11 protein-coding genes are annotated in these 12,855 nt (G+C 56.7%); 10 read left to right on the forward strand and 1 reads right to left on the reverse strand.

Going from position 1 to position 12,855, the window contains the following annotated elements:
* Positions 1 to 160: 160 nt before the first annotated feature.
* The 10 genes from DACI_RS31845 to DACI_RS07205 all read left to right on the forward strand — a co-directional run bounded on the left by DACI_RS31845 (position 161) and on the right by DACI_RS07205 (position 11,415).
* Positions 161 to 463 carry a DUF6984 family protein gene (locus tag DACI_RS31845; protein ID WP_157059627.1) on the forward strand — a complete coding sequence of 101 codons (303 nt, stop codon included), beginning with the start codon at positions 161 to 163 and terminating at the stop codon, positions 461 to 463.
* 2 nt (positions 464 to 465) lie between these two features.
* Positions 466 to 870 (forward strand): hypothetical protein, encoded by a 405-nt coding sequence (locus DACI_RS31850; protein WP_157059628.1) that lies wholly within the window; start codon positions 466 to 468, stop codon positions 868 to 870.
* A gap of 370 nt (positions 871 to 1,240) precedes the next feature.
* On the forward strand, positions 1,241 to 1,774 hold the full coding sequence (locus tag DACI_RS31855) for a hypothetical protein (RefSeq protein WP_157059629.1): 534 nt from the start codon (positions 1,241 to 1,243) through the stop codon (positions 1,772 to 1,774).
* An 817-nt stretch (positions 1,775 to 2,591) separates the two neighbouring features.
* Complete coding sequence (locus DACI_RS31860; RefSeq protein WP_157059630.1) at positions 2,592 to 2,891, forward strand: hypothetical protein; 300 nt, start codon at positions 2,592 to 2,594, stop codon at positions 2,889 to 2,891.
* A 504-nt stretch (positions 2,892 to 3,395) separates the two neighbouring features.
* Complete coding sequence (locus DACI_RS31865) at positions 3,396 to 3,806, forward strand: hypothetical protein (RefSeq protein ID WP_012203361.1); 411 nt, start codon at positions 3,396 to 3,398, stop codon at positions 3,804 to 3,806.
* A gap of 113 nt (positions 3,807 to 3,919) precedes the next feature.
* Positions 3,920 to 4,285 carry a barstar family protein gene (locus tag DACI_RS30970; protein WP_192812311.1) on the forward strand — a complete coding sequence of 122 codons (366 nt, stop codon included), beginning with the start codon at positions 3,920 to 3,922 and terminating at the stop codon, positions 4,283 to 4,285.
* A gap of 147 nt (positions 4,286 to 4,432) precedes the next feature.
* Positions 4,433 to 6,151, forward strand: a complete 1,719-nt coding sequence (locus DACI_RS07190; RefSeq protein ID WP_012203363.1) for a molecular chaperone HscC — start codon at positions 4,433 to 4,435, stop codon at positions 6,149 to 6,151.
* Positions 6,152 to 6,153: 2 nt separating this feature from the next.
* Positions 6,154 to 7,854: a J domain-containing protein gene (locus DACI_RS07195; RefSeq protein WP_012203364.1), complete on the forward strand. Its 1,701-nt coding sequence runs from the start codon at positions 6,154 to 6,156 to the stop codon at positions 7,852 to 7,854.
* Positions 7,855 to 8,086: 232 nt separating this feature from the next.
* Complete coding sequence (ggt, locus tag DACI_RS07200) at positions 8,087 to 10,075, forward strand: gamma-glutamyltransferase (RefSeq protein ID WP_012203365.1); 1,989 nt, start codon at positions 8,087 to 8,089, stop codon at positions 10,073 to 10,075.
* A gap of 383 nt (positions 10,076 to 10,458) precedes the next feature.
* The gene (locus DACI_RS07205) at positions 10,459 to 11,415 is read left to right on the forward strand and encodes a tripartite tricarboxylate transporter substrate binding protein (protein WP_012203366.1); all 957 of its coding nucleotides are present in this window, start codon (positions 10,459 to 10,461) and stop codon (positions 11,413 to 11,415) included.
* Positions 11,416 to 11,420: 5 nt separating this feature from the next.
* On the opposite strand, the gene DACI_RS07210 is transcribed toward DACI_RS07205, so the two are convergent.
* Positions 11,421 to 12,854: a class II fumarate hydratase gene (locus DACI_RS07210; protein ID WP_012203367.1), complete on the reverse strand. Its 1,434-nt coding sequence runs from the start codon at positions 12,852 to 12,854 to the stop codon at positions 11,421 to 11,423.
* Between the last annotated feature and the right edge of the window lies 1 nt (position 12,855).

Here is a 12,855-nt window from a genome sequence, read left to right on the forward strand (position 1 = left end):
ATTCATGCATTCAATCGATCGCAACTTATTGATCTGGTTGAATTTCCAGAAAGCGAGGTTTTGCAGAGAATCCCTAGGCACGTATTAAATTAAGGTTCAGATAAAGAATCATTAAGATCGGCTGTTGGAAATGATCTTGTGAATAATTTAAAGTCCCTGGATGCTGGTCCGAATAATGGCAATGTGTTGGTTGGTAGGGTTGTATTTTTTGCGTCCTGATGGGAGGAGAAATGTCGACCGAATCACACCGAAAAAAAACAGTAGATTTCTTCGGGAAAATGAAAAGCGATTAATTTCAGCGTTGCTAGGTATTTCTCTTTATGAGGTTGAAGAAACATATGGAAAAGTACTTGTCTTGGATATGAGTGATGGTGGGATGGGGAGTATTGAATTTGTTGCAGGAAATGATGACGAGAAACTATTCGGTGGCGTTGGCAAAGTATTTATATTTAAAAGAAAATAAATATGTCCGTGCCTCTTTGTTGTGTTGTTCTCCCTGAGAACTTGAGCAATGGATTTAAGAAAATTGAAGGATTATTGAGTGGGTTGAATATTCTGAAAGAAAATCCGTTCAGTAGAACTATTTTCTATTTTGATGTTTCTGGAAAAAGATTAGAAGGAAATCTTTCTGATTTTAATGAATATTTTGAATCCGGGTTAATTAATGGTGTCCAGTTTTGGATTGATGAAAGTTGTGATGTGTATGTTGGTTGGAAAGAGTGTGATTATGGTGCTGAGTTTGAGTTTTATCTAAATGGTTTGGATGATGATGATGTTTTTTCAATATTAAGTGAATTAACAAAATTCATATGGATAAATTATAGAGCTTCTTACAACGAAGGGAGATTTTTTTCGATTGGAATAATTTGATGCTACTGAGGTAATAATAATTATTATTCTAAATTTGATGTTGATTTATCATTGGTTATTTGAAATAAAATGACTTTTCTGATTTATATTTTTTCATTTAAATAGAAAGCGCGTGCTGTAGAAAAAATGACAATCAGGGTAGTGGCGCGATGGTGCAAAAAGATTTGTCTGCTTCCGAAATGGAGAGTTTGACAGATGCGAATTCAAGAACTGTGTACTGGTGTCCAGATTGCAATAGGTTGCACGTATCGATGCCTGATTTTAATATTAATAGCTTTGAGATACATAAGAAGGAGGAGTGAATTCTCTTGGGTGGCCTAAAATAGGAAATTAAATACCTTTGCAGGGCAGTTTAAATATAGGAATAAATATGAGTAGCACGTATTCTTCTATATTGATTCTTTGTTTGGGTTCTGTACTGGCTGGCTGCGCCATTGAACCTCGCCGCAACTACACGCCACAGCCCAACGACGCCACATTGCATCTCCGCTCCACAGGCATGCCCATGTCGGCAAGCTTCTCCATCAGTTCCGCCACCACGGCGTGCGAAGGCTTTGAATTCGCAGGATCTGTCCGCGATGGAGGCGAGGGCGTGCTGCTGCCCTGGATTGCTGCGTTGAGCAACAAGCTCAGCGGCGTACCAACCGTGCAAGAGGCTGCAGTGCCTGCAGATGCGCCAGTGCAGGTCAAAGGCTTTTCTTTCTGGCAGGACCAGTACAGCAGCGGTTCCTGTGGGCCAGTCGCCAAGCGGTTCACACCCACGGCCGATGGCGTCTATCTTGTTGATTTTGTCTGGGCTGGCATGCGTAAGTGCGGGTTGCGTGTCGTGGATATCAGCAGGTCTGATGAGCCAAGGGAAGTGCCTGGCGCGCCGCTGATCTGTCCTCGTCCGCCTGGGCTGTAGTTCGTTGGTCGGGGTTTGTTAGTCAGGACCGCCATATCTATCGCCCACGTTCTGGGTGTTCCGCTATGTTTGCCGACTTTGTGTTTGGCTGCACTATGCAGCGAGTCTGGATATTCGTTTGATTTGGAATACATCACCCTGTGTTCTTGAGCACGGTGTCGATATGTTGAATAGGAAAGTATTTATAGCGCCTGAGTGATTTATGTCTAAATATAGATGCTTATGTGGCTATGTACTTCATCTCTCTACTGGGAATGAAGATTATGATCTTATGTTGGTAAGAAATTCTAATGTAGAGAGTACTGCTGCATCCATTGAGAAATCGGCAATTGACTCCAATGTCTTTTTTGAAAAGATTGACGAGAATTCTAGGAATGTATATTGGTGTCCTGAGTGCAAGAGATTATATGTGTCAACACCTGCTTTTACTAGCAATATTTTTGAGGTATATAAAAGAGAGATTAGATTGCATGTGTTGAGTACTTGAGATAATAAATGCTTATTTATGGCTAAATATCTATGCAAATGTGGTTATGTTTTTATCTTGTCAACCGGGTGTGAAGATTATGATTGCAGGATTGTTAAAAATCCAAAAATAGAGGAAATTGGTGACTGTATAAATAATGGTGCTATGAATGAGGAGGATTTCTATGATCAGATAGATTCTGGTGCGCTGTCTATTTATATATGCCCTGAGTGCAGTCGTGTTCATATTTCCAACCCTGACTTATACAGTAGACTTTTCTCTGTGTACAAGAAAGAAGATTGAAGTAAAAGAAAAATATCTCTCCGATTTTATCTTGTGATTGGTGTGGCTATGAGATATGAATATATAGCGGAGATACTGAATAAGATATTTCTTGAGTTAAAAGAGCAAAGAGATATTTACGAAAAATACCCGAACGGTATTTTAGATTTCGATGTGCAAATGAGAAATCTTGATGAATATATAAACAGCGCTGATGAGTTTGGTGTTGCTTATGAAATAATCGTCGTTCTTTTGGAAAAATATTCTTTTAAGATTTCAGGTGGAAATGCAGTTGGATTGCTTGAGATAGGATTGGTGTTCGGATTTAAAACATCGAGAGATGTTGATGCTCAATACTCAAGAAGATGATTCCGGCAGCTAAATGACATGAGTTTCCCTCGTTAGACAGTCTGGTAGTCAGGGGGCTATGCGTATCGCCCGCGAGTAATCTATGGCTATTTATATCAAAATGCATGCAGATGCGACGTGTTTTTCTTGTCTGTTGAAGAATATTTTTAAAGGAAAGAATATGCGTGACAACATTGATATTTGCGGGCTATAGATTTTCTATGGCAGGCGGGGTGAGTGGTTCTACTGTTGCATGACTTAGTGTCGTAATTATTTTTCCATTGAAGAAATTCTTGCGATGGGGGGTTATTTATGCCTGATGAATGTTTTAAAAAGAATCCTTGGATATTTGATGAGGAGAAAAATTTTTACCATCTGAATGATATCGATAAAGTGAATGAAATTATAAATTTCAGGGACATGGTTGATAGTCATTTTGGATCTATGATTTCTCCAGCCTATGTTGATTTGAGATAATGGAGTGTTGGAATAATCTCATGTAACAAAGAAGATGCAGAGAATTATATGTTGGGTAATTTGTTTGAAGTGTTGGCGGATAGATATAAAGAACACGCCTATGCGTTGCCCGCCAAGTCATATTCGAAGAAGAATCGTAACAAGACTCCGGAATTTGATATTTTCTCTCCGGCATTGGTGGCTCATCTTTATCTGAGTATCGAGAATATAAACATAGTCCGCAGAGGAATGATTTCACTATATGGGCAGGCGTATTTTATTTTTCCGGAATCTAGAGAATTTTGCTATCTAAATGTGTGCGATGAGTATCATATGATTGCAGGGCAAAAAGAAATTTTGATGGAGTCTTTGGGGGCTGACTTTTTTTCCACGTGGAAAAGCGCTATTGCTATTAGTGGATTTGGTAGTAGTTCTGAAATGGATATTATCCGTGCAGCCCGGTCGTATGGATATATTTAAATTCTTTTGACTGATTTTATTTTTTGAATCCTCTTGAGAATTTCGAATAAATTACGTTGAAATAATTTATATCGATGAGATATAAGTAAGGTTGTCCTATGAATTTTAGATATTTGAACGAAAGACCTCATGTTTTTCTTGATGAAGTTTTCTTTGTTCAGGTAGATCCGGGGATAACCGATAAAACGGATTTGTTTAATTTTTATTATCGTGCGATGTGGTTCCCGGGTTACTTTGGATTTAACTGGGATGCTATGTACGATTTCTTGTGTGATATTTCATGGATAAAAAAGAGAAGGATACTGATAATTCACAATGGACTTCCGGGGATGGAGGTGAATGACATGGGGAAATATTTTTCTGTATTAAATGACGTATGTGATAGCTGGAATGGTAAAAATCATTCTTTGCACGATTTTCAGGTATATTTTGACTTTACGGATAAGGATGTTGTTGAAAAATTCATTGTAAGAAAATAACAAGAATAAATTGGCCGGCGATCCCATCGGGGGATGTAGATCACTCCAAGCCAACTAATCCGGTATCAGCAGGTTTTGTTCACAGCCTGCGAATGAGGCCGTCAGCGCACGGCTGGAATGACGCTGATGTTTCGAGAGGGGAAAAACATGTTCGTAGGTATCGATCTGGGCACCACGCACAGTCTTGTGGCGGTATGGCAGAACGGCTGCGCCCGCCTGGTGCTCAATGCGCTTGGCAAAGTGCTTACACCATCCGTTGTCAGTGTGGACAACGATGGCCGCCTGCTGGTGGGAGAGCCGGCGCGTGAACGGCTGCAGAGCCATCCGCACCTGAGTTGCGCCGTGTTCAAGCGCGACATGGGCACGGCGCGCGTGTTTCGGCTGGGTGAGCATCTGATGCGTGCCGAGGAGTTGTCGGCGCTGGTGCTGCGCTCGCTCAAAGCGGATGTGGAGGCCGATCTGGGCGCGGTGGTAACGGACGTGGTGATCACCGTCCCTGCCTACTTTGCGGACGCGCAGCGCCAGGCCACGCGCGCTGCGGGCGTGCTGGCGGGGTTTGCGAATATCACCTTGCTCAACGAGCCCACGGCGGCGGCTCTGGCGTACGGGCTGCATCGGGATGAGGGGCGGTTCTTGGTCTTCGACCTGGGCGGTGGCACGTTCGATGTGTCGGTGCTCGAACTGTTCGAGGGCGTGATGGAGGTGCGCGCCACAGCGGGCGACAACCGCCTCGGTGGCGAGGATGTGGATGAGCTCATGGTGCGTCGCTTTGTGCGGCATGCGGGTATGTCCGAAGAGCAGGCGCACGAGCCCGGGGTGGCCGCGCGACTGCGGCGTGCGGCCGAGGCCGCCAAGCGCAGGATGACCGTGCAGGAGGCGGCCGTGATGCGCATCGATGTCGATGGCGAGTCGCTGACGATGACCTGGACACTGCAGGATCTTGAGGCGGCGCTCGAACCCTTGCTGGAGCGCATGCGCCAGCCGGTCGAGCGCGCCTTGCGTGATTCGCGCATTCGCCCGCAGGAGCTGGATGCCGTCGTGCTCGCAGGTGGAAGCACGCGTCTTCTGGCCGTGCGGCAGCTGGTGACGCGGTTGTTCGGGCGCTTTCCGGAAGTCGCGCTCGATCCCGATGAGGTCGTGGCTCTCGGTGCTGCGGTGCAGGCCGCGCTGCGCGGACGAGACAAGGCGCTGGCCGAGCGGGTGATGACGGATGTCTGTCCTTATACGCTCGGAATCCATGTCTCCAGGGAACTGGGCGATGGACGTCGGCAAACGGGTTTCATGGCTCCGGTGCTGGAGCGCAACACCATTGTTCCGGCGAGCCGGGTGAAGCGTTTCTACCCGGTGTCGGCAAAGCACAGGCAGATCAATATAGAGATCTACCAGGGGGAGGCCCGCCGCGTGCAGGACAACACGGCGCTGGGGAAGCTCGTGCTGCCATTGCCGCAAGGCAATCTCGACGATGTGGCGATCGACGTACGCTTCACGCTCGATGCCAACGGACTGCTGGAAGTCGAGGCCTGGCCGTTGCGCGGCGATCAGCCGCAGGGAGAGGCAAAGCACTTGGTGATCGAGGCATCGGCCGAGCGGCTCTCCCCTGAGGAACTGTCAAGATGCCTTGAACGATTGCAATCGCTCAAACTGCATCCGCGCGACCGCCTGGAAGTGCGTGCGCTGATGGCACGGGCCGAACGGCACCACGCGCAACTGCTCGGCCAGTGGCGTAGCCTGCTGGCCGATGCAATCCTGAGCCTCGAGGTAGCACTGGAGACGCAGGATGACCGCAGGTTCGCGCAGCCGCGCAAACGGCTTGAAGACCTGCTGGCGAGTATCGAGGCTGACCAGTTCCTCCCTGATCTGGAGTAGCCATGACTCTGAGCGAGGCATTCGCACAACTGGGGCTGCCCCCCGACTCTGATGGGCGTGCAGTGCGCAGGGCTTACGCGCAGTTGCTCAAGGGTCTGGATCAGGTGTCCCAGCCACAGGCTTTCATGGAATTGCGCGCCGCTTACGAGCTGGCAATGGCCCATGTGCGGGCAAATGCAAATGTGCAGGAGCTTGGCACCCAAGCGCAGCTGAATGAACCGCAGGCAGACGCATTTGTCCGAGACTCTTTGGCTTTCATTGCCAGGCCGGCACCTGGCCCGGATCGCCCTGAACATGCCGAGCCAACCAAACAGATGGAGTTGGCAGAAACTCCCGAGCCACCCGAGCCACCCGAGCCACCCGAGCCACCGGAGCTACCAGAGCTACCAGAGCTACCAGAGCTACCAGAGCTACCAGAGCTACCAGAGGATGTGGCCAACCGTGTGCTGGATGGGTGGGAGTGTCGGTTCCAGCCATGGGAGCTGGATGCCGCCACGCAGGAGCTTCGGATCCTGCTGAAAAGGCCGGAATTGCAGGGCTTCGACAACCGTGAGGCCTTCGAGCGGCAGCTCGCACGGCGCATCGCCGGCAGGACCTTCGGGACGCGCAGCAGCGCCTTGCTGCTGGCCGCAGATGCCGTATTCGACTGGCGCCGCCGAGGGGTGGGTGTGGAGCCACTCGAACACATACTGGATAGCCTGGCGCGGCTACCTCCCATGCTGCACAAAGTAGCGACAGGCTTGCTCGGTGAGCCCAATCCCGACTCTGCACGGGAGCTGCTGCTCACGCCGAGGTTTCTGGGTTACGTGGAACAGCAATGGCAATCATGGCTGAAGTGGTGGCTTCCCGAAGAGCAATTGCATCGTTGGGGGTTGGCATGGCGCCGGATTCCAATAGGCACGCGTGCCTCAATGGGGCTTGTGGCCGGGGCCAAGCTGGCGGGACTGGCTCTCAAGGTGCTTGGAGCTCGCCTGGCGATAGCCGGCCTGATCGTGGTGGCTGCGATTTTTGTGTTCCGCACCATTGCGGATCGCACGAGCGGAAAGCAGGTCGCGCAGGAGAAGCAGGCATGCGTCAACGCCTATGCGGATCGTCGATTGAATGGCTGGCATGACGTGCCGTCCAACAAGCTTTATTCGTTGAGGTCCTGCAGGTCGCAGGGAGTGCACACCATCCCGGATCAACGCGGCATGGATCAGGCCGAGCGCATCGCCAGGGTGCTGGTGGATCCATCGACGGGGTGGATCGATAGCAGTCCGCTCTGGGGAGACTATCTGCGCCTGAACACGAAGGATGGCCGAGCTTTCGGATTCGAGCGCGTGGGGTCGGTTCCCAGCTACTGCGCCAACATTCGGGCCTTTGCATTGGAAGGCATGTGGCTCAAGCTTGGAGACGTACCCGCGGCGACTGGCTTGGTTCGGGAGGTGGCCTGGTGCCAGGCGCAGCTGCTCGCCGCCAAGAATGAGGGCCGAGACAACGCCAGGGAGAGGGTGACCTATGGAGAGCGGCATGAAAGCGATGCGCTCTGGGCATTTCTGCGTCATACGGACGCCTGGCCGGATGGGGCGCGACCTGCATTGCCTCTCGAGTCCTTGGTGCGTGGCAACACGGCGGTCGGTTTTGACTGGCGCCTGCCAACGGAGACTGTCCCGCAGACAACACAACACATGCGTCAAACATCGCAGCAGCGTTCCGAACGCTAGCGTCAGTTCAATTGCCTCGCATCCTTCACGCTTGCCAAAACAGTGCACACGCTTGGTATGAAGATTGCATGGATGCCGGGTCGCTCAGGCGCCGGACGGACGTCCTGCACCGCGTGGCTGCATCTGCGCGAAGTGGTGGTGGAACGGATGTAAGCTCGCGGCAAGCCTGCGGGCGGGTGCTGCCCCAGGTGAACAAGATCAACGCATTCCACGCACCACAAGGAGACATTTCATGAAGCAACCCCCTTCCAGGCAACGCCTGCCTGCATGGCAGTGGATCGGCCTTGCTGCCGCCACGCCGCTGTTCCTCGCATCGTGCGGAGGCGGCGGCAATGGCGGATTGGGCCAGGACGACCTGGCCGCCTGTGCCATCACCTCGGGCGATGGCAGCGTGGTCGTGGGCTCGGGCCTGCCCGGTGATCCGGCCGCACCCGAACCCTCGTCGGGCTACCGCCTCGGCAAGAAGGCCCTGCACACCTCCAAGTACATGGTGGTCACGGCCAACCCGCTGGCGTCCAAGGCCGGTTGCGAGGTGCTCAAGTCCGGCGGCTCGGCCGTGGATGCGGCCGTGGCCGTGCAGATGGTGCTGGGCCTGGTGGAGCCGCAGTCCAGCGGCATCGGCGGTGGCGCCTTCATGCTCTACCGCGATGCAGCCACGGGCAAGGTCGTGGCCTATGACGGCCGCGAGACCGCGCCGGCCGCCGCCACGGAAAACTACCTGCGCTACGTGGACGACACCGCCGACCAGACCGCGCCCAAGCCCTCGGCGCGCGCCAGCGGCCGCTCCATCGGCACGCCGGGCGTGCTGCGCATGCTGGAACTCGCACACAAGGACTACGGCAAGACCGCGTGGCCCCAGCTGTTCAATTCGGGCATCGACCTGGCCAGCAAGGGCTTTCCCATCAGCGGCCGCATGGCTGCGGCGCTGGACGGCTCCAAGGTGGAACTGGCGCGCGACGCCGACGCCGCCAAGCTGTACTTCGATGCCCAGGGCAAGCCGCTGGCGCTGGGCGCCAAGTTCGTCAACCAGCCCTATGCCGACACGCTGCGCAGCATCGCCAATGGCGGCGCCGACGCCTTCTACCGTGGCGACCTGGCCCAGGCCATCGTCAGCAAGGTGGGCGTGACGCAGACCGTCTCGGACGGCGCACCCATCACCCCCGGCAAGACCACGCTGCAGGATCTGGCCAGTTACGAGGCCAAGCGCCGCGAGGCCGTCTGCACCACCTACCGCGCGCGCTACATGGTCTGTAGCATGCCGCCGCCGTCGTCCGGCGGCATCGCCGTGGCACAGGCCATGGGCATTCTGGAGAACTTCGACCTCAAGGCCTATGCGCCCACGGCCATCGATGGCGAGGGCGGCAAGCCTTCGGTGATGGGCGTGCACCTGGTCAGCGAAGCCCTGCGCCTGGCCTATGCCGACCGTGACAAGTACGTGGCCGACACCGACTTCGTGCCCCTGCCCGGCGGCTCGCCGGCCCTGATGCTGGACAAGAGCTACCTGCGCCAGCGCGCCGCCCTCATCTCCACGACCAAGAGCATGGGCACGGCCCAGGCAGGCAACTTCGGCACGCCTTCGCAGGGCGTGGTCGATGTCAAGGAGGCCGGCACCACGCACATGAGCATCGTCGATGCCAAGGGCAACGCACTGAGCATGACGACCACGGTGGAGTCCAGCATGGGCTCCTTCCACGTCACGCGCGGCTTCGTGCTCAACAACCAGCTGACCGACTTCGCTGCCATCCCCAGCACCACCGAAGGCCCGGTCGCCAACCGCGTGCAGCCGGGCAAGCGCCCGCGCAGCTCCATGGCGCCCACGCTGGTGTTCGACCTGAAGACCGACGGCACCGCCGGCGACTTCAAGATGGCCACCGGCTCGCCGGGCGGCAGCACCATCATCCAGTACGTGACCAAGACCCTGGTCGGCGCGCTGGACTGGGGTCTGGATGCCCAGCAGGCCACATCGATGGTGGACTTCGGCGCGGCCAACAGCCCGACCACCAACGTGGGCGGCGAGCACCCCAACATCAACACGGCCAATGGCGGCAACGACGATCCGCTGGTCAGCGGCCTGCGTGCCCTGGGCCATGTGGTGTCCATCAGTGCGCAGTCCAGCGGTATTGGCACCATCTTGCGGGTGCAGCGCAATGGGCAGGCGCAGCTGGAAGGTGGGGCTGATCCGCGCCGTGAAGGGCTTGTTCTGGGCGATACCGTTCGCTGATTTTGGTCTGATGATTGACTGAGGAAGGCGCTGCTGGCAGGGATGCTGGTGGCGCTTTTCTTTTATGGGGTCCATAGCCTGCCCCCCGGCAGGGACAAAAAAACATCCCTGAATGGCAGCCGCTCTGAAGGCATACGCCCCGTAGCTGTCACGTCAAAGACATGCCCCAATCACCGCGATGCGCACAAAAAGCAGCCCACAAACTCTGCAAACCAAGTAACCACGTCACCCCCCGCTATAGAGTTCCACTCCCCGCACCCACGCTGCGCGTTTTCCCCACAAGCCCCAACGCTACGGGCTTGCCCGAATCCATGGTTGGCATGCATCCATCTAAATTGAACAGCAGCAAGTTCGATGGTCGTGAGCCTCTGAGGAAGATGGAAATGCAAAGACGAGTGTTTGGCGCATGGATGTGCGCATCGGTCCTGATGACGGGCGCAGCATGGGCGCAGGACAGCTATCCCAGCCGCCCCATCAGCCTGGTCGTGCCCTACGGCGCGGGCGGCGTGACCGACGTGGTGGCGCGTGCGCTGGCCCAGGGCATGGGCAAGCAGCTGGGGCAGACCGTGGTGATCGAGAACAAGCCCGGCGCAGGCGCGTCCATGGGCGTGATGGAGATGCGCACGGCCAAGCCCGATGGCTACCGCCTGACGCTGGCGCCCGTGAGCATCTTCCGCCAGCCCCACATCCAGAAGGTGCAGTACGACCCGGTGCGCGATCTCAGCTACATCGCCACGTACATGACCTATGACTTCGTGCTGGCCGTGCCCCAGGACTCGCCGTTCAAGACGGTGCAGGACCTGGTCGAGTTCGCCAAGAAGAATCCGGGCGCCGTGGATTACGGCACGCCGGGCAAGTTCACGGCCAACCACGTGGTGATGGCGCTGCTGGAGCAGGCCACGGGCGCACGCTTCACGCATGCGCCCTTCAAGGGCGATGCCGAGGCGCTGAATTCGCTGATGGCCGGCCACATCAAGTCCGGCGTGTACGCCAACACGGTGCTGCCGTACCTGAGCTCGGGCAAGCTGCGCGCCCTGGCCTCGGCCTCCGAGGTGCGGCCCGAGGCCTTTGCCAACGTGCCCACGTTCCGCGAGGCCGGTTATGCCTTCGATGTGCCCTCGCCCCTGGGCATTGCCGGGCCGCGCGGCCTGCCGCCCGAGATCGTGCGCAAGCTCGAAGCCGCCATCAAGGCCGCCATGGACGACCCGGCCTTCCGCCAGGTCGTCGGCAACTACGGCGTGCGCACGCAGTTCCGCGGCAGCCAGGAGTACACGGCGTTCGCCAGGAAGGCGTTCGAGGACGAGAAGAAGATCGTGCAGAACATAGGCCTGGAGGATTGAGGCCGCTACGCGGGCGGCAGCCCGGCCATGGCCCGCAGGTCCACCAGCCGGTCGTACTCGGCCGCCGTGATCAGCCCCAGCGCCACGGCCGCCTGGCGCGGCGCAATGCCGCGTGCCATGGCCTCGCGCGTGATGCGGGCCACGGCGTCATAGCCCAGCACCGGGTTGAGCGCGGTGGCCTGCAGCAGCGAGTGGCTGACCTGCTGCTCCAGCCGCTCGGTGTGTGCCTGCAGGCCTGCCACCAGCTTCTCGGCAAACACGCGGCTGGCGTCGCCCAGCGCGAGCATGGCGCGCAGCAGGTGGTGGATCAGCACGGGCTTGGCCACGTTGAGCTCGAAGTGCCCGGCCGAGCCCGCCAGCGTGACGGTGAGGTGGTGGCCCATGGCCTGGTAGGCGGCCTGCACCACGACCTCGGCCACGGTCGGGTTGCGCTTGCCCGGCATGATGGAGGAGCTCAGCCCATCGTCGGGAAACACCAGCTCCCCCAGGCCGCAGCGCGGGCCTGAGCCCAGCAGGCGGATGTCATTGGCCATCTTGGCCAGCGAACCGGCCACCACGTTGAGCGCGCCCGAGACCTCGATGAGCGCATCGTGCGCGGCCATGCCTTCGAACTTGCAGGGGTTGGGCGTGACCGCCAGGCCCGTGAGCGCCTGTATCTCCTCGCAGAAGACCCGGTCGAATCCGGACGGCGCGTTGAGCCCCGTGCCGGCCGCCGTGCCGCCCTGGGCAAGGCTCCACAGCCGGGGCTGGGTGGCCTGCAGCCGGTGGATGCCGTGGCCCACCTGGTGGGCGAATGTCTCGAAGCTCTGGCCCAGCGTCATGGGCACGGCGTCCATCAGGTGCGTGCGCGCCACCTTGAGCACGCCGGCAAAGGCCAGGGCGCGTTCCTGCAGGCGCTGCTGCAGCTGTTCCAGGGCGGGCAGCAGGTGGTCGCGCAGCTCCAGCGCCGTGGCCAGGTGCATCACCGTGGGAAAGCTGTCGTTGGACGACTGCGAGGCATTGGCATGGTCGTTGGGGTGGACCGGGCTGCGCGTGCCCGGGGGCTGGCCCAGCATCTGGTTGGCGCGGTTGGCGATGACCTCGTTGGCATTCATGTTGGTCTGCGTGCCCGAGCCCGTCTGCCAGATGGTCAGCGGGAAATGCGCGTCCAGCAGGCCGTCGCGCAGTTCGGCGGCTGCGGCCTCGATGGCCGCGCCGCGCTCGTCGTCCAGCACGCCCAGGCGCCGGTTGGCACGCGCTGCCGCCAGCTTCTGCAGCCCGAAGGCGCGGTACAGGCCCTGCGGAAAGCGCTCCTCGCCAATGGTGAACAGCTCCAGCGCGCGCTGGGTCTGCGCGCCCCAGAGGCGGTCGGCAGGGATGTGGACGGGGCCGAAGGCATCGTGCTCGATGCGGGTATGAGCTTGGGTCGGTGCCTGGGCCTGGGTGCGTGTCTGGTCCATG

Origin of the sequence: Delftia acidovorans SPH-1 (genome assembly GCF_000018665.1) — a bacterium.
Lineage (GTDB): Bacteria > Pseudomonadota > Gammaproteobacteria > Burkholderiales > Burkholderiaceae_C > Comamonas > Comamonas acidovorans.